This window comes from Paraburkholderia sp. RL18-101-BIB-B, from assembly GCF_046026985.1.
Lineage (GTDB): Bacteria > Pseudomonadota > Gammaproteobacteria > Burkholderiales > Burkholderiaceae > Paraburkholderia.
Genome location: NZ_JARESV010000010.1, coordinates 102,990 through 119,890 on the forward strand (window position 1 = coordinate 102,990; position 16,901 = coordinate 119,890).

13 protein-coding genes are annotated in these 16,901 nt (G+C 61.9%); 12 read left to right on the forward strand and 1 reads right to left on the reverse strand.

The features are described 5' to 3' along the window. Nucleotides 1-123: 123 nt before the first annotated feature. From P0D73_RS17195 to P0D73_RS17250, 12 genes are all read left to right on the forward strand, one after another. Nucleotides 124-3,096 carry an acetoacetate--CoA ligase gene (locus P0D73_RS17195; RefSeq protein WP_408432227.1) on the forward strand — a complete coding sequence of 991 codons (2,973 nt, stop codon included), beginning with the start codon at nt 124-126 and terminating at the stop codon, nt 3,094-3,096. Between the two features lie 170 nt (nt 3,097-3,266). Continuing rightward, a complete protein-coding gene (locus P0D73_RS17200) occupies nt 3,267-4,808 on the forward strand; it encodes a T6SS phospholipase effector Tle1-like catalytic domain-containing protein (RefSeq protein ID WP_408432229.1) in 1,542 nt (513 codons plus the stop codon). A gap of 249 nt (nt 4,809-5,057) precedes the next feature. Further along, complete coding sequence (locus P0D73_RS17205; RefSeq protein WP_132377521.1) at nt 5,058-5,543, forward strand: aminoacyl-tRNA deacylase; 486 nt, start codon at nt 5,058-5,060, stop codon at nt 5,541-5,543. Nucleotides 5,544-5,608: 65 nt separating this feature from the next. Then, entirely contained in the window at nt 5,609-6,352 is a 744-nt protein-coding gene (locus P0D73_RS17210) for a BON domain-containing protein (protein WP_408178159.1), read from the forward strand. Nucleotides 6,353-6,717: 365 nt separating this feature from the next. Next, complete coding sequence (locus P0D73_RS17215; RefSeq protein ID WP_408432231.1) at nt 6,718-7,614, forward strand: nitrilase family protein; 897 nt, start codon at nt 6,718-6,720, stop codon at nt 7,612-7,614. A 63-nt stretch (nt 7,615-7,677) separates the two neighbouring features. After that, nucleotides 7,678-8,847, forward strand: coding sequence for a substrate-binding protein (locus P0D73_RS17220; RefSeq protein ID WP_408178157.1), 1,170 nt, complete (start codon nt 7,678-7,680; stop codon nt 8,845-8,847). A 75-nt stretch (nt 8,848-8,922) separates the two neighbouring features. Continuing rightward, on the forward strand, nt 8,923-9,756 hold the full coding sequence (locus tag P0D73_RS17225) for a branched-chain amino acid ABC transporter permease (RefSeq protein ID WP_132377517.1): 834 nt from the start codon (nt 8,923-8,925) through the stop codon (nt 9,754-9,756). Then, on the forward strand, nt 9,749-11,611 hold the full coding sequence (locus tag P0D73_RS17230; protein WP_408432234.1) for an ABC transporter permease subunit: 1,863 nt from the start codon (nt 9,749-9,751) through the stop codon (nt 11,609-11,611). Before P0D73_RS17225 ends, P0D73_RS17230 begins: the two co-directional genes overlap by 8 nt. After that, the gene (locus P0D73_RS17235) at nt 11,608-12,315 is read left to right on the forward strand and encodes a branched-chain amino acid ABC transporter ATP-binding protein (protein WP_408314903.1); all 708 of its coding nucleotides are present in this window, start codon (nt 11,608-11,610) and stop codon (nt 12,313-12,315) included. Before P0D73_RS17230 ends, P0D73_RS17235 begins: the two co-directional genes overlap by 4 nt. Nucleotides 12,316-12,346: 31 nt before the next feature. Further along, nucleotides 12,347-13,648 (forward strand): amidase, encoded by a 1,302-nt coding sequence (locus P0D73_RS17240; RefSeq protein ID WP_408432236.1) that lies wholly within the window; start codon nt 12,347-12,349, stop codon nt 13,646-13,648. A 32-nt stretch (nt 13,649-13,680) separates the two neighbouring features. Further along, nucleotides 13,681-14,856, forward strand: a complete 1,176-nt coding sequence (locus P0D73_RS17245) for a transporter substrate-binding domain-containing protein (protein WP_408432238.1) — start codon at nt 13,681-13,683, stop codon at nt 14,854-14,856. Further along, entirely contained in the window at nt 14,853-15,473 is a 621-nt protein-coding gene (locus P0D73_RS17250) for an ANTAR domain-containing response regulator (RefSeq protein ID WP_408432240.1), read from the forward strand. The genes P0D73_RS17245 and P0D73_RS17250 overlap by 4 nt, the downstream gene beginning before the upstream one ends. Nucleotides 15,474-15,591: 118 nt before the next feature. Here the strand turns inward: P0D73_RS17250 and P0D73_RS17255 are convergent, their stop codons facing one another. Then, nucleotides 15,592-16,518, reverse strand: coding sequence for a hypothetical protein (locus tag P0D73_RS17255; protein WP_408285236.1), 927 nt, complete (start codon nt 16,516-16,518; stop codon nt 15,592-15,594). Nucleotides 16,519-16,901: the final 383 nt, after the last annotated feature.

Here is a 16,901-nt window from a genome sequence, read left to right on the forward strand (position 1 = left end):
ATAAAGCTTTGTTCCAATACGGGTGCGCGGATGAATCACGAGAGGGTCGTCGGGGCGAGCATACGCATGTATGCGCGCGAACCCCTATTTCAGAACTTGCCGGAGCGCGTCGCTCAATCGCGCATGTCACGCTTCACTGCGGCGCTGGAGAATTTCACCGGCGAGCGTTTCGCGGACTATCCAGAACTGCATGCCTATTCGACGCGCGAATTCCGCCGCTTCTGGCAGTGCTTTCTGCAGTGGACCGGAGGAATGGAATGGGGCGGTAGCATGGAGACGGCCTGCATCGGCGACGAATGCGAGACCGCGCTTTTCTTTCCGCATGTCGAACTGAATTACGCCCAAAGCGTTCTTGGGCGAAGGATCGCGCCGGACGACTCGCCGGCACTCACCGCGCGTTATGCCGATGGCCGCCGCGAAACGATGACGCGCGGCGATCTGCGCGACCGGGTCGCGCGCCTTGCCTATTCGCTCAGCGAACTCGGTTTGCGTCCGGGCGACCGCGTGGTCGCGATGATGCGAAACGACGCGGAGGCCATCATCACGGCGCTCGCGGTGACGGCGGTTGGCGCGACGCTATCCACCGCGGCGCCTGAAACTGGCGTGCAGGCGATCCTCGACCGCTTCGAGCCGCTCGAGCCACGCATGCTGTTTGCGCACACGACGCAGCGCTCATTCGATACGGCTGGCTCGATCGCCGCGCACGTCGCCGCGGTGGCCGCGGCATTGCCGACGCTCACCAACGTCATCTGTCTGGATGAAACGCCGCTGCCGAGCACGGTCAGCCAGCCTCAGCATTCGCTGCGCGATCTCATCGTTCACGGTGACGCAGCACGGTTCGAATGGCGGCATTTTCCGTTCAATCATCCGCTTTTCATCATGTTCTCGTCGGGCACGACGGGAAAGCCCAAGTGCATCGTGCACGGCGCCGGCGGCACATTGCTCGAACATCTGAAAGAGCATCAGTTACACAGCGACCTGGGTCCGGGCGACAAGCTGTACTTTCACACGAGTTGTTCGTGGATGATGTGGAACTGGCAGTTGTCGGTGCTGGCCTCGGGCGCCGAGATCGTCACATACGACGGACCGGTTACGGAAGTCGACACACTTTGGCGGCTGGTCGCCGATGAACGCGTGACCGTGTTCGGCACGAGTCCCGCCTATCTGAAGATGTGCGAGGACTCGGGCCTGAAACCTGGCGAGCAGTTCGGGCTGGATGCGCTGCGCGCGATGATGTCGACGGGCGCCGTGCTCTACGACTCGCAGTTCGAATGGGTGCGCTCCTACGTCAAGCCGCTGCAGCTCCAGTCGATTTCAGGAGGCACCGATATCATCGGCTGCTTCGTGCTCGGCAACCCGAATCTGCCGGTTTATGCAGGCGAAGCACAGTGCAGGAGTCTCGGCCTCGATGTGCAGGCGTGGAACGAGGGCGCACTCACCTCCATGACCGGCGAACTGGTGTGCGTCAATCCGTTTCCGTCGCGCCCGCTTGGCTTCTTCGGCGACGCGGACGGCGCCCGCTTTCACTCCGCCTATTTCAAGGCGAACCCGGGCGTGTGGACGCACGGCGACATCATCGAGTTTTCGGCGCAGGGATCGGCGCGCCTGCATGGACGCAGCGACGGCGTGCTGAATGTGCGCGGCATCAACGTGAGCCCCGGTGAGATCTACCGCATTGTCAGCAGTATTGGCGAGATCAATCAGTCGATGGTCGTCGCGCAGACTGCCCATGACGCGAGCGGATCAGGCCAGCGCGTCGTGCTGCTGCTCGTGTTGCGCAGGGGCGCGAAGATGAGCGCGGCACTCGCTTCGCGCGTGCGGCGTGAGTTGATGCTGCAGGGTTCGGCGGCGCTCGTGCCGGACGTGATCGCCGAAGTCGAAGCGCTGCCCGTCACGCATAACGGCAAGGCATCGGAGGTGGCCGCGCGCGATGCGGTGAACGGGCTGCCGGTGCGCAACCTGTCGTCGCTGGCGAACCCCGGATGCGTCGAGAATATCAGCGCGCATCCCGCGCTTGCCCGCACACGTCGCGAGTTGCCGGAACCCGGCGAATCGGCCGAGCAGGTGGAAGTCTATCTATGCGCGCTCTGGGAGCAGCTTTTCAGCTTCTCGCCGGTCGGTCTCGACGACAACTTCTTTGAACTCGGCGGCCATTCGCTGCTCGGCGCGCAGATGCTCGCCGAAATAAGGCTGGCAACCGGCCGAACCCTGCCGCTTGCGACGCTCATCATCGCGCCGACCATTGCGCGGCTCGCGGCCGTCATCGCGGGAGAAGGCGTGCAGGGCGCGCATCCCAACGTCGTGCCGATGCGTGCCGGGCGCGGGCGGCCTGTCTTCATGCTTCATAGCATCACGGGCTCGGTGATGGAGTGCCTGACGCTTGCCGGCACGCTGGAAAGCGAGCGGCCGGTGTACGGCCTGCAGGCACGCGGGCTCGATGGCGACCAGGAGCCGCAGCGGCGCGTCGAGGAGATGGCGAGTGTCTATGTCGAGCAGATGCGCGCGGTGCAGCCGAGCGGTCCGTATGCGCTGGTCGGCTATTCGTTTGGCGGGCTAGTCGCGTTCGAGATAGCGCAGCAGCTTGTTGCGGCGGGCGAGAAGATCGAGTTGCTGTGTCTGCTCGATACCTACGTCGATGAACGCTATTTGCCGCTGCATGCGTGGTTCGGCTTCCAGTGCGAGGTCATGGCGAAGCGCGTGCGAGCGTTCCGCGCGCTTTCCGCAAGCGGTCGCCTTGCCTACCTGAAGGACAGGGTGTCCGGAGCCGCCGACCGGATTCGCATGCGGCTCGGCAAGATGGCTTCCAGGCCGGCAGCCGATACGCAGGGCCTGCCGCCGGTACTGCGGCAGGTGCGCGAGTCGATGCGCGTCGCGATGGCGACGTACCGTCCGCGCCGCTATCTCGGCAGCCCGATTGTCTACGTGCGCGCGTCCGTCAGGGAAGGCGGGCAGGGCGATCCACTGCCGGCCTGGCAGCGCGTCGCGAAGAATGGTCTGCTGGTGAAGAACATCGACGGCGCGCATACCGATCTCGTCGTCGAGCCGAACCTCGCAACGGTGGCGGATACGCTCGCGCGAAGGTTGGCCGGCGCGTAACGAGCCGGGACATGGTTCAATGTCATGTTGGTGTCAATCACCAGGGCCTGGCGGAAAGGCCGGGCTGCGCGTGAATCGCCGTAAAAGCAAACGGGGCGCACCTTTCGTTTCCCGACATGCCGGGTCATGCTTTCGTATCAGAATCGCGCCGGACGAGCAGGGCCGCAAACATGAAGAGACTCTTCGTTTGCTGTGACGGCACATGGAACTCGGAGAGCGACGAGTTTCAGGGAGTGCTCGTACCAACCAATGTCGTGCGTTTTTTCAACGCATTGCGTGAGCGCGGCGACGATGGCGTCGAGCAGCTCCGGTACTATCACGTCGGCATTGGCGCTAACGAAGGCCGGGTGCGTCGCCTCGTGGATGGCGCGCTAGGACTAGGCCTCTCCCGCGACATTCGAACCGCGTACAAGTGGCTGTCCGATCACTACGAAGGAGGTTCCGAAATCTTTGTCATCGGCTTCTCGCGTGGCGCGTTCACGGCTCGAAGCCTGGTCGGCATGCTTCACCACTGTGGACTTCCTCGCGAGGCAAGCTGGACGCTGGTGACGCAAGCATGGAACCTCTACCGGCTCGACCCGAAAATACCGGAAAGCGTCAGCCGGCAGGAACGGTTTCGCATCGAGCATGGCAAACCTCCGCCCATTCGTTTCCTGGGGGTGTGGGAGACGGTGGGCGCGCTCGGCATCCCGGAAATTGTGGACATATTCGGCTTCGGCAGAAAGCGCTATGAATTTCATGACACGAGGCTCCCGCCGGAAGTTGAACGCGCGGTACATGCCCTCGCAATCGATGAGCAGCGGAACAACTTCTCTCCAACGTTGTGGATGGACTCGGATGGTTGCGACCTGGCACGCGTGACGCAAGTGTGGTTTCCTGGCGTGCATGCTGACGTTGGGGGTGGCTACAAAGAGACCGGCCTTTCCGATGCCACGCTCAAATGGATGATCTCGGAGGCCGCGCAGTGCGGCGCGGTGTTTGAACCCGACATGTTGAAGCAGTTAGCCCATGCGGACCAGTTGTCGCCATCGGCAATACATGGCGTGCTTCACAATTCGCTCACCGGCTTTTACAGGAGAATCGGCTTTCGCCCTCGATCCTTTCCGTATCTGGCGAAGGGTTCACGAAGATGTTCTGAATCGATATCGGATCTGACATTGAAACGGCAGGCTAGTCCGCCAATCTTTCAGGCTCCCTATCGACCGAACATAGACCCTGCGTCGGCGGTTCAGGTGCGGGTTTTCGCCAGTTCGTTGTGGAATTGGACAGGTATTTTCATGAAGGAAGGGACGAGCTACCGGTTCAAGGTGCCTGAAGGGCAAGCGTGGCTGAATGGGGACACTCCATCCGGCGCGCAAGGAACGCCGGGTAACTGGATGCAACACCTGTTTGCGTGGGCGAGGCGGGTCGGGGAAGCGAACTGGTTCGAACTCTGCGGTGCAATCTCACATCCAGGACAACCGGGCAGGACAGGCGTGCCGCCTGAACCCTTCTACTTCAGGATTGGTAGGGAAGTGGAGATTAAGGCTCCCTACTCGGGGTACCTGTATTGCTTCGCCAACGATGCCAGTTGGGCCTACTGGAATAATCAAGGAAGTCTGCGGGTTGAAATAACCGAATCAGGCGGCATGCCGGCTAGGCATGCAGCGGCTGACGACCTGACTGCACCCGCAACAGCGCCCGGAGGTTCCGGAGCGGGTCAACCATCGTGACGCGTCAGGCATTGAAATAAATCAGTGACCTGGCCCTTGCCCACCGCGGCGGCCGATGAAACCTTCGGCGGCGTTACCTATCATAGCGGCGGTGGGCCATCTGCCATATGAGGTAACCGTCCCATTCACTGTCGCGCCCGCGCAGTCACGGCGCTGCCGTCCGCATGTTTTTCACACGCTAGCGAAAGCGAACTATTCTTAAAGGATCTCGCGAAGTAGTTTCCTGTTTGCTTTCAGCGGAGGTGCGTCATGTCTATCTCAGCCACGCTCCAGGACTGCCTGCGCAGCAAGGGCTCGCAGTACGAAATCGTGCATCATCCATACAGCCATTCCAGCGTCGAAACCGCGGCGGCAGCGCATATTCCCGGCGATCGCCTCGCCAAGACCGTGCTTTTTGAAGACGAACATGGCTATGTGGCCACCGTGCTGCCATCGACCTACGCCGTGCGGCTCTCCGAGCTATGGGCAAAGACCGGACGCCATCTCGTGCTCGCCAAAGAGACCGATCTGCGGGAGTTGTTCAAGGATTGCGACGCGGGAGCGCTCCCGCCGGTCTGTACGGCCTATGGCATGCAAACCTATCTCGACGAGAGCCTCGCCTTGCAGCCGGACGTTTATTTCGAGGCCGGCGATCATGAAGAGCTGATCCATATGGACACGGATCAATTCCTGGATCTGATGGACCGAGCCGAGCGGGCACGCTTCGCCCGTCGCATGCAGGGTATGCCGATGTGACCGGCCCGGTTTGCGCAGCGCGGCCTGAAGCGCGCTGCGTCCCCAACCTTTGCGCGAGGCGGATCATGCAACGCAGCGATACGGTCCTGAAGCAGGTGGTGGCAGCCTTCGAACGCGAATCACACCTGAAGCTTCACAATCATCCCATTCATATGAGTTTCGACGACGATGCCTTGACCGTGGCAGGCGAGGTGCCGGATGTCGCATCCAAGAAGCGCCTTCTTCAGTTGACCCGGCTACACAGCGAGGGCAAACGCGTGGTCGACCAGTTGCGTGTCACCGCCAACCCGCCGGTCGCGGATGGCGAATTGCGCACACGTATCTGCGAGCGGCTGGCTCAGGCGGTGGATTTCCGCAACTGTGTGATCTGTGCACGGGTGAAGGGCGAGCTCGAAGTGCTGCGCGGCACCATGGACGAAGCGGGCAACGACGGCAGCGGCGTCATCGAGATAACGGTCAAGGACGGTGTGGTGACCTTGACGGGGCAAGTGATCAGCCTGTCTCACAGGCGCCTGGCGAGTGTGACTGCCTGGTGGGTCGGCGGCTGCCGCGACGTGGTGAACCTGCTGGAGTTGGTGCCCGCCGAAGCGGACGGCGACGATGAAATGTCCGACGTCCTGCACCTGGTGCTCGAAACCGATCCGCGCGTGCGCGCCGCGCAGATCACCATCAACGTGGAAAACCACAGGATCACGCTAGCAGGTTGGGTGGCGACCGAAGCCGAAAGCCGGCAAGCGGAACAGGACGCCTGGTGCATGGATGCGATCGGGGGCGTCGTCAATCGTATCCAGGTGCGTGCGTCGATCTGACTGTAGGCCTAGGGGAACGAGTGCGTTCAAGGGCCGTTCGTTGCGACGCTCCGTCAGATGATCAGACCTTCGGGTCGAGTGCACCGGCAGCGAGACGGAAGGGGCGCACTGGGCGCGGGATTTCGGAACGCATGGAACCTTGTGGCGGCGACGCTGGCCGGCATGGTGGGCGACCCGCGAGTACTTTCCCTATAGGCTGCCAAACCTCTTGACATCGTGAATTTGACTTCATAAATTCTCTCCCACTGAACTGTCAGTTTTTGGCAGTTCCACGGCAACGATGCCGTGCCACATTTGGAAGGCTATGTAGCCCCCGAACTCGCGTCCAACGCAGGTTCGGGGGCTTTTTGCTTTTGGGAGACAAAATGGTGACATTGCAGTACAACTCCGCGGAACGTGGCCTCGAGGGCCTTGTCATTGCATGCGTTCAGATGGAGCCTCATGTCGGCAGAAAGCGCGAGAACGTGGCGCAATGCATCCGGCACATCGAAGCCGCTGCGGATCACGGTGCGTCCCTGGTGGTGTTGCCGGAGCTGGCCAATACCGGTTACGTGTTCACAGATCGCGCCGAGGCGTTCGCGCTGGCCGAACCGTTGCCGCAAGGGGAAACCGCGCAACTGCTTGCTGAAACGGCGCGCCGTCTTGGTGTCCATATCGTCAGCGGTATCGCCGAACGGGCTGGCAACCAACTCTACAACTCAGCAATCCTGACCGGCCCCGCGGGTCACGTCGGCGTCTATCGTAAGCTGCATCTGTGGAATAACGAACATCTCTTCTTCGAGCCGGGTAACCGTGGCGTTCCAGTATTCGATACGCCGCTGGGACGAATCGCCATCGCAATCTGCTACGACGGGTGGTTTCCCGAAACATACCGGCTTGCCGCGATGCAGGATGCGGACATCGTTTGCGTGCCGACCAACTGGGTGCCGATGCCCGCGCAACCGGACGATCGTCCCGCCATGGCCACGACGCTCACCATGGCGGCTGCGCACAGCAACGGCGTGGCAATCGCATGCGCAAACCGCATCGGCACAGAGCGCGGTCAGCCGTTCATCGGCCAGAGCCTGATCGTGGGCGGTAACGGATGGCCTGTCGCGGGCCCGGCCAGTGTCGATCGCGAAGAAATCCTGTACGCCTCAATCGATCTGGAGCGCACCCGTTCGGAACGCACGCTGAACACCTTCAATCACGTGCTGCACGACCGGCGCGCGGACGTGTACGACCCGATGCTGGGCACCGGCTGGCCTGCGTCGCGTTCATGACGCATCCCATCGCACCTGTATGAAGCACAAACATTTCATTCGACCACTGTGAGGAAAAAATCCATGCTTCCGTTCAACAAACCCATCCTTGTCGGCGCAGTCGTGGCGCTCGCCACGGCCTGCACCTGCATCAGCGCACTCGCCGCCGATCCGATCAGAATCGGTGTAGCAGTGGGACTGTCCGGCGCAAATAGTGTGGTTGCGCCGGCCGTCGTGCAGTCGTCGCAACTCGCCGTCGACGAAATCAACGCATCGGGTGGGATCATGGGCCGCCAGGTGCAGCTCGACATCACCGACGACGCATCCGGTGCAGTCGGCGCGCAGAAGGCGTACGACACGCTGGTGTTCCAGAAGAACGTCGACGCGATCATTTCCATGGAAACGAGCGCCGCGCGTAACGCGGCGCTGCCAATCGTGGCGCGCGGCAAGAAGCCTTTGGTGTACACGTCGTTTTATGAGGGCCGTTCGTGCAGTCCGTGGATGTACGTGAACGGCTGGGTGCCTGAGCAGCAGGTCGCGCCGGTGGTCGATTATTTCGCGAAAAGCAAGGGCGCCAAGACCTTCTATCTGGTCGGCAACGACTACGTTTTTGGCCGCGGCATGCTTGGATTCACCAGAAAATATATCGAGGAGCACGGCGGCAAGGTAGTCGGCGAGGAGTACTTGCCGATCGACGGCACCGACTGGACGCCGATCCTTTCCAAGATCCGTGCGGCTCACCCTGATGCGCTGATCAGCGCGACGGCCGGCGGCGCACCCAACGTGTCGCTTGCCAAACAGCTGAAGGGTTCCGGCATGACGCTGCCTTATGGCAACCTGGCGATCGACGAAGGCACCGCGAAGAGCATGGGCGACGTCGCCGCCGGTATGTACATGTCGGGCTCCTACCTGACGGGCATCGATACGCCGGGCAACAAAAAATTTCTCGCTGCGATGGACAAAAAATTCGGCAAGGATCTAAAGACGCCGAACGAGTTGTCCGAGCCGCAATACGAAGCCTTCTTCCTGTACAAGGCCGCGGTGGAAAAGGCGGGCTCCACCGACGCCGACAAGGTGATCAAGGCGCTGGGCCAAGTGTCGTTTGACGGACCGCGCGGACCGGTGGCCATGAACAGGAGCCGGCACACGCCTCTTGCCATGCGCCTCGGCCAGATACAGCCGGACGGCTCGGTGAGGATCCTGCAGACCTTCCCGAATGTGGACCCGGGCGCGCAGTGCCCGAACATCAAGTAGAAGCAACTCGAAATACGGCATCCGCCTGATGCATATCCGCAGGCAACGCACAGGCGGATGCGACTGGAGAAGACAATGGTTCTTGCACTCGATATTTTCACAACCGCGGCGGTGCTGTTCATCGTGACCGCAGGATTGATGGTGATTTTCGGCGTGATGAAAATCGTCAATTTCGCCCATGGCGCGCTGCTGACGATAGGCGCCTACGCGAGCTTCGTCGTGACGCAGCTCAAGCTGAGTCCGTGGCTCGGGCTGCCACTCGCGATTGTGGTGGGTACCGCCGTGGGCATGCTCGTCGAGCAGGTGATCGTCCGGCCGCTCTACAAGCGTCCGCTCGACGCGATCCTCGCCACCTGGGGTCTGGGTATCGTGATTGGGCAGCTCATCGTGATGGCGTTTGGCCGCGAGGCGCAGTTCGTGGAGACGCCGCTCAAAGGGGCTGTCACTATCGCGGGGACTGATTACTCTGCCTACCGTTTGCTGCTGATCCCGATCGCGCTCGGTCTGTGCGTCCTCATGAGCGCGCTTCTCGCGGGAACGCGCTTTGGCATCAGGACACGCGCGGTGATCATGAACGAGGACCTGGCGCGAGGTCTCGGCATTCATTCCGGCCGCATCCGTTTCATTACCTTCAGTCTGGGCGCGGCGCTGGGTTCCCTCGCCGGCACGCTCATTACGCCGCTATCGAGCGTCGATCCCGATATGGGGCTGCCGTGGCTGGTGAGCGCGTTCATGCTGGTCATGGTTTCAGGACACTCGATGCTCAGCCTGCTGGTGACGTGCCTCGTGTTCGGCGCTTGCCAGGTGCTGGTCAGCACGTTCGTCAGTCCGGTACTGGGCGGATTGACGATCGCCGTGCTGGCGGCGCTCACGTTGCGGATTCGTCCCAAGGGGTTCTCTCATGGCTAAAGTCGACGAATCGGTGCATCGTGCCGGTGCTCCAACTGTGCAAGGCGACGGGCAAGCACGCAAACGGCCAACCATTCACGGACGCGGTCTGCTCATGGCCGGTGGGGTGGGTGTGGTTCTGCTGGCCGCCGGTCCGCTTGTTTTCGGCTCGTATCTGCTCAACGTCCTCATTCAGGCTTTCTTCTTTTCCATCGTGGCCGTGACCGTGGATATTCTGTGGGGTTACACCGGCTATCTGACGTTCGGGCAATCGGCGTTCTTCGGTCTTGGGGCCTATGCCGCAGGTCTCGTGTTTACGCACGGTGGTTTCTCGGCGGGTTATGTGGTGCTCGCACTGGGCGCGGCAATCGCGGTGACCGCGGCCGTGGCTGCGTTGCTCGGCTGGTTGTCGTTCTATCGCGGCGCGTCGCCGTTTTTCGCGACTGTGATGTCGCTCGTATTGCCGATCGTTCTCAGCCAGTTGCTACTCTCCGGCGGCGCGTGGACCGGTTCGAGTTCGGGACTCACCGGCTACGAGACCTTCGATCTTTCGCTGCAGGCCTGGTACTGGCTTGCCGGTGCGGCGCTGCTGGTCGTCGCCACGCTTGCGTGGCTATTCGTGCGAAGCGACGGCGGCCGCGTGCTGGCTGCCATTCGCGACAACGAATCACGCTGTTCGTACCTCGGCATCAATACGTCGCTCGTAAAGATCGCCTTGCTGGTTGCGACCGCAGCCATCGCCGGTCTCGCGGGATTCGGCTACGGATCGTTCAGCGGCGTGGTCGCGCCCGAGCTGGCCGGGTTTGTCCTCGGCACCCAACTGATCATCTGGGTCGCGCTCGGCGGCAGAGGAACGTTGTGGGGGCCGGTGATCGGCGCGCTTCTGATCAATGTCGGGACCGCCTATCTCAGCGGCAGCATGCCATTCGCGTGGCAACTGATCCTGGGCGCCGCGTTCGTGGCCGTCATCGTGCTATTGCCGCAAGGTCTGGTGCCGCTGTTGCTAAAGCCATTGCGCCATCTGGCCGGTCATGGCGCCGAACCGGAACTGGTCGAACGCGACGTAGGTGTGGCTCATCAACGGGATCTGTCAGCGCCGGCCCTGCAGATGAGCGGCGTTGCCAGGCATTTCGGCAGCCTGAAAGTGTTGCAAGGCATCGACCTGAACGCCAATGGAGGTGAGCTGGTTGGTCTCATCGGCCCGAACGGCGCCGGCAAAACGACGCTCATGCGCTGCATGAGCGATGGTGCGGAACGCTCCGCCGGCACGGTTGTGCTGTGTGGCCACGATGTCCGTCAATTGCCGCCGGACCGATGCGTGCATTTCGGGTTGGGGCGCAAGTTCCAGAACGCGAATATCTTCGAGACGCTTACCGTTGCCGAGTGCCTGAGAATCGCGGGCACCATCATCGAACGGCCATCGCTGTTCCGACGTTCCACTACGCTTGCGCTGCCGCCGTATGCGCTGGAGGTGCTTCGTACCACTCATCTCGATCAGAGGCTGGGCGCCGTGGCGAAGGATCTGTCGCACGGGCAGCAGCAGGCGTTGGAACTGGCGATGGTGCTCGCCCTGGAGCCACGGATCGTGCTGCTCGACGAGCCCACGGCAGGTTTGACCAAAACGGAGCGCACGCAAATCGGGGATGTGCTCGCCGCATTGGCTCACCAGTATCAGCTTTGCTGTCTGCTGGTGGAACATGACCTCGATTTCGTGGCCGGGATTGCCACGCGCATCGTGGTGCTGCATCAGGGGCGTATCGTGATGCAAGGCAACTTCGACGAAGTAGTCAACTCGGAGCTGGTCAGAACGATTTATGCAGGGACCGCGCAAAGCGCCGCGGCAGGCGAAAACGTCGGACAACAGGAGGCGTCATGAGCCGGATCGCGCTGGAATTGCAGGACGTGACGAGCGGGTACAAGGCTTCGGTCGTGCTCCGCAAGTTGTCGATGACCGTTGCCGACGGCGAGGCCGTCGCGCTGCTCGGCAAGAACGGCATGGGCAAGACGACGGTGCTCAAGACAATCATGGGCTATCTGCCGAAGCAAGCCGGCGCCATCCGGGCGCGGGGGCAAGATATCACGCGCATGGCGCCTCACCAGATCGCGCGAGAAGGCATTGCTTACGCGCCTCAGGAACACGCATTGTTTCAGGACCTCACCATCCGCGACAATCTGCGTCTTGGGCTCGCGAAGGCATCGGCGTTCGACGAACGCTTTGCCGGGATCGAGCCGGTGTTCCCGGTGTTCGCGAGTCGTCTGAAGCAATTGGCCGGCACGCTTTCCGGCGGCGAACAGAAGATGCTGCTGGTGGCGCGCGCGCTCATGATGCGTCCTTCGCTCATTTTGCTCGATGAGATTACGGAAGGGTTGCAACCGTCCGTGATCGAACGTCTCGCCGACGCGCTGCTATGGGAACGCAGCCAGCACGGCACGGCGCTGCTGCTGGTAGAGCAAAATGTTCCCTTTGCGCTGAAGGTTGCCGACCGCTACGCGGTACTCAAGCAAGGCGAGATCCTCGAGCATGGCAACGCGAAGGATGAAGCGGCGGTGGGATCGATCTTCGAACACTTGCGTGTGTAACATGCGGGACGACCATGACGATAGGCGACACATGATGAACGCAAACTCATTTTATCGACCCCGCTCCGGACTGGACATGCTCGAGCAAACTGCCGCCGACCCTCGCGAGCGCGGTCGCGTCGTCCTCGAGTCGCTCGCGCGCATCGAGGAAGTCGAGCCGGAGGTGAGGGCGTTGACGGCCGTTGCGCAGCGCGAAACGGCGTTGACCGCGGCTGCTGGTGCAACGGGGCCGCTGGCCGGCATGCCGATCGCGGTGAAAGATATCTTCGACACGAGCGACCTGCTCACCTGCTACGGCTCTCCAATTTACGAAGGCCATCAGCCGAAGTCCGATGCCGCGATTGTCACGCTGTTGAGGCGCAACGGCGGCATCGTCATCGGCAAGACCGTCACCAGCGAGTTTGCCTATATGAACCCGCCGGTGACGCGCAATCCGTGCGACCTGGCGCGTACCCCCGGCGGATCGTCATCCGGGTCGGCCGCCGCGGTGGCCGCCGGGATCGTGCCTTTCGCGATCGGTTCGCAGACCGGCGGCTCGACCATCCGGCCCGCTTCGTTCTGCGGCATCGCTGGCTACAAGCCCACGCTCGGCATGTTGCCGACCGTCGGCATGAAGTGCTTTTCGTGGTCGCTGGACACGGTTGGCCTGTTTGGCGCCGGCGCGCGGGACGTGGCTTACCTCGCGCAGGTGTTGTCGGGCCACCAACTGGCCGTGGGCGATGTATCCGCCAACCCGGTATTCGGCGTGCCGGACAGCTACCCATGGACCGAACCGTCCGCGAATGCCAGCACCGCGCTCGACACGGCGGTGCGGGCCATCGAGCAGGCGGGGGGCCGTGTGCGGCGTGTGCGTTTCGCTCCGTGGATGGCCGACCTGGTCGCCGCGCACAATACGATTCAGAGCTACGAGTCATATCGGGCACTGGGCTTCGAGTACGATCATCACCGTGCCGATCTATCGCCACTGCTCGCCGGTTTTCTTGAGCGTGCTGCGAGGGTGGATACGACAAGCTACGCCAAGGCGTGTGTTCTCGCGGAACAGGCGAAGACCAGGCTTGCCGGGTTGTTCGACGGTATGACCGGACTGCTGACGCCCAGCGCACCCGACGAAGCGCCCGACGGCCTGGCGTCCACAGGCGACCCCGCATTCAATCGCAATTGGACGTTGCTCGGCTGCCCGTGCGTGAACGTGCCCGGATTGAAGGGCACACGAGGCGGCCCGATTGGCGTGCAGGTGATCTGCCGCCCGTGGGACGATGCCCGATGCCTCGAGGCTGCTGCGTTCGTCGAGCAGGCGATCGCTGCGTCAGTGGGACGTGTTCCCGCGACCTAGGAAACGAGGAAGCGATGCAAGGAGGAAGCGAAATGGAGGCAAGCTCGCGACAGTCGGCCAATCCGGCGCCCGCGGACGATGGTTGGCGCATCGGCGTGTTGTACTCGCGCACGGGCGTGACTTCGGCAACCGAGTCGGAGCATTTTTTCGGCACGGCGCTCGCGATTGAAGAAGTCAACGCGGCCGGCGGAGTGAGCGGGCGCCTGCTCGACCCCGTTGTTTACGATCCGAAGAGCGATCCCGATGAATACCGCCGGCTCGCCACCCGGATGCTGCAGGAAGACGACGTGACCGTGATTTTCGGCTGTTCGACCTCGTCGAGCAGAAAGGCGGTTTTGCCGGTGATCGAGCGCACCAACGCATTGCTATGGTACTGCTCGATCTACGAAGGGTTTGAGTATTCGCCCAACGTGATCTACACCGGCGCGGTGCCGAACCAGAACAGCATGCAACTGGCGGCCTACCTGCTGCGCAATCATGGCTGCCGTTTTTTTCTGGTGGGCGCCGACTATATCTATCCGCGAGAATCGAACCGGATCATGCGCGACATGGTCGAGCAGCATGGCGGTGAAATCGTGGAAGAACTCTATCTGCCGAGCGACGCAGATCCGGCGGCGCTGGAAGAAGTGGTGCGGCAGATCAGGAGCGTCGAGCCCGACGTCGTGTTCTCCACTCTGATCGGGCGAGGTGCGCGTGCTTTTTATCGGCTGTATCGCGAGCACGATATCGACCCTGCACAGATTCCGATTGCAAGCTTGACGATGACCGAAGGCGAAACGCGGATGATTGGCCCCGAACTATGCGGCAGCCACATCATCTCGGCGAGTTACGTCAACACGCTGAACCTCGCGAGTAATGAGCGCTTTCTGAAATCATGGCATGCGCGATTCGGCGATCAACCGGCCAGCATGTGGTCGGAGATGGCGTATAACCAGGTGCATCTCTTTGCGCTGGCGCTGGCCCGTAGCGGAAGTCTCGATACGGCGAAGCTGGTGGAGGCGGTGCACGAAGTCGAATTCGATTCGCCGGAAGGGCTGCTGAAAATCGACCCGGAGAACAATCACGCGATACTGACGCCGCGCATTGCCGTGTGCCGGCCGGACGGCTCGTTCGACATAGTCTGGGAGGGGCGAGGTCCGATCAAACCTGATCCGTATCTGACGTCGTACGGATTCGCGGAATTCTGGCTCGATGGAGAATCGGTATGAGCACGGGGGCCCGTCGCCTTTTCGACGATCTACGCACGCTGCGCGTCCTCGTGATTCATCCGCCGGGCGACGACCGCATTGTTCTGGAAGAGCAGTTGCGCCGCATCGGCTGTCCGGTGCGCGTGCTCTGGCCGTTTCCGTCGCAGCTGCCGGCCGATGTCGACGCGATTTTCTTTCTCGTCGGCCCTGAAACCCGCAGCGCGGGCAACTGGTGCGCAGCCGATACCGAAGCAACGTTGATCGCGCTATCCGACTACGAGAATCCAACGGCGCTAAAAATGCTGGTGGATACGCAGGCGCATGGCGTCATCACGAAGCCCTATCGTTCCACCGGCATCCTGAGCACCCTGGTGCTCGCGCGCGCGTCCTCAGGCTATCAGCAGCGGTTGCACAGCAAGGTCGCGAAGCTCGAGGAAGCGGTCAAGGCGCGACGCCACGTCGAGAAGGCCATCCGCATCCTCATGGAGGCGCACCAGCTCAGCGAAAATGAAGCCTACGAGCACATTCGCTCGAGAGCGACAAGTCTCCGGGTCACGGTGAGCGAGATCGCTACGCTGGTGATCGATGCACATGAGGCAATGGAAAAACTCGGTCTTGCCAAGGGATCAAAACTTTGAGTCGTGACGGCGCCAGTGCAACGCCGGCGAGAATTGATATCGGACGACGCGCTTCCGAATCCATTGCGCGACCTCACAGAACCTGCCGGTCCCAACGACGCCCGCGCTGCTGCGCAATCTACTGGGCGGTCTGCTGACGTTGATACTCGTTGTGCTTCATTTGCATGTAGTCGGCGCGGCTGACCTCGTGCAATTGCCGCGGATACTGCTCGGTCGCATCGAACCAGTCGGTGAGGCGTTTTTCGAGGCGGGCGTTGGGCGGGCTGGAAAGCGCACCCAGGTACGCATCGATGGCTAGGTAATAGCGCATGGTATTGCGTTCCACCAGGCCGCGCACGCCGCCGATGTACTGCGTCTCGCCCGTCGACTGATCGGGCGTGGAGGAAAAGCCAACCTTGTCGCTGCCGATGGTCGCCAGATAGGTTTTCATCGCAAGCCGTCCTGTCGTGCCATAGCCGTAGGCGTAGGTCAGATGGATAAAGGTGCGGTTATCGCCCACGGGTATCGCCTCCATCACGATACGGTAGTCTTTCGTACTCAGCGGACCCGTGGCGGCCGAGAGTTCCACGCGAAGATAATCCGGGTTGGTCGCGGCCGGCCGATAGTTGAATTGCACACGGTAGGACGAGGAAAGCGATTCCTCGGTTTTCTTGCCGATGTTCACCGCGAGGACCGTACCGCTGGCGCTCGTCGATGCATGGCAGTACTTGGTGTTCAGGTGCAGGATCAGCACGTCGCACCAGTTGGCCGGGCCCTGAGTCGGGTCGTTGAGCGTGCCGTTGACCGTCGCGAACGGATAGTTGAGCACACCGTAAATATCGCCCTTGAGCGCCGAGGGCAACTCCTGCGATTCGAGGTAGAGCGGTCGCTGGAACTGGTTGTGCGCGAGCTGCTGCGTCAGACTCTGGAATTTGTCGCGCAGGCTCGCTGCGTTGCCGGCCGCTTGCGCGAAGGCGCTCTGGCACAGGCAGCAGAGCACCGCCAGCATCGCGGCCATCAGCCACTGACTGCGGTTGCTTGCTGCAGATTTGGCAAGCCTGCTCATGGACGCACTCCTACTTTTGGCTCAGGTTGCGGGGCGCCGTGCGCGGATCGGATCGTGGAGCCCTCGTTGCCCCGCATTCTTGCAGGAGGTGGAGGGGTTTGTACATCCGTAATCGCCGCTGTCGTGCAATCGGCCATTGCCGACAGTCAGGCATCGTCGCGGGTGAAACGGACCGCGGGCCGGGTGTCACCTGATCGACAGCTTCAAGGTGTAGTTATTGACTCTTCGAGTTACTCGGCAGGTTATCGATAGAGCGATTGCGGGAGAAGTCGAGCGACCTTGGTGGGTGTCGAGCGTGGGACAGTTGAAAGTCAGATATCCTCACCGAGATTGTTGCGATCCCTGCGGGAACCGGGCTTTAATGCAGTCTGCAATGGTGCGGT

Excerpts from the sequence above, each read along its gene's own strand:
- P0D73_RS17205 (WP_132377521.1), top strand. The coding sequence starts at position 5,058 with ATGTCTATCTCAGCCACGCTCCAGGACTGCCTGCGCAGCAAGGGCTCG.
- P0D73_RS17195 (WP_408432227.1), top strand. The coding sequence starts at position 124 with ATGTCACGCTTCACTGCGGCGCTGGAGAATTTCACCGGCGAGCGTTTC.
- P0D73_RS17210 (WP_408178159.1), top strand. The coding sequence starts at position 5,609 with ATGCAACGCAGCGATACGGTCCTGAAGCAGGTGGTGGCAGCCTTCGAA.
- P0D73_RS17230 (WP_408432234.1), top strand. The coding sequence starts at position 9,749 with ATGGCTAAAGTCGACGAATCGGTGCATCGTGCCGGTGCTCCAACTGTG.
- P0D73_RS17240 (WP_408432236.1), top strand. The coding sequence starts at position 12,347 with ATGATGAACGCAAACTCATTTTATCGACCCCGCTCCGGACTGGACATG.
- P0D73_RS17220 (WP_408178157.1), top strand. The coding sequence starts at position 7,678 with ATGCTTCCGTTCAACAAACCCATCCTTGTCGGCGCAGTCGTGGCGCTC.
- P0D73_RS17200 (WP_408432229.1), top strand. The coding sequence starts at position 3,267 with ATGAAGAGACTCTTCGTTTGCTGTGACGGCACATGGAACTCGGAGAGC.
- P0D73_RS17245 (WP_408432238.1), top strand. The coding sequence starts at position 13,681 with ATGGAGGCAAGCTCGCGACAGTCGGCCAATCCGGCGCCCGCGGACGAT.
- P0D73_RS17235 (WP_408314903.1), top strand. The coding sequence starts at position 11,608 with ATGAGCCGGATCGCGCTGGAATTGCAGGACGTGACGAGCGGGTACAAG.
- P0D73_RS17250 (WP_408432240.1), top strand. The coding sequence starts at position 14,853 with ATGAGCACGGGGGCCCGTCGCCTTTTCGACGATCTACGCACGCTGCGC.
- P0D73_RS17215 (WP_408432231.1), top strand. The coding sequence starts at position 6,718 with ATGGTGACATTGCAGTACAACTCCGCGGAACGTGGCCTCGAGGGCCTT.
- P0D73_RS17225 (WP_132377517.1), top strand. The coding sequence starts at position 8,923 with ATGGTTCTTGCACTCGATATTTTCACAACCGCGGCGGTGCTGTTCATC.
- P0D73_RS17255 (WP_408285236.1), bottom strand. The coding sequence starts at position 16,518 with ATGAGCAGGCTTGCCAAATCTGCAGCAAGCAACCGCAGTCAGTGGCTG.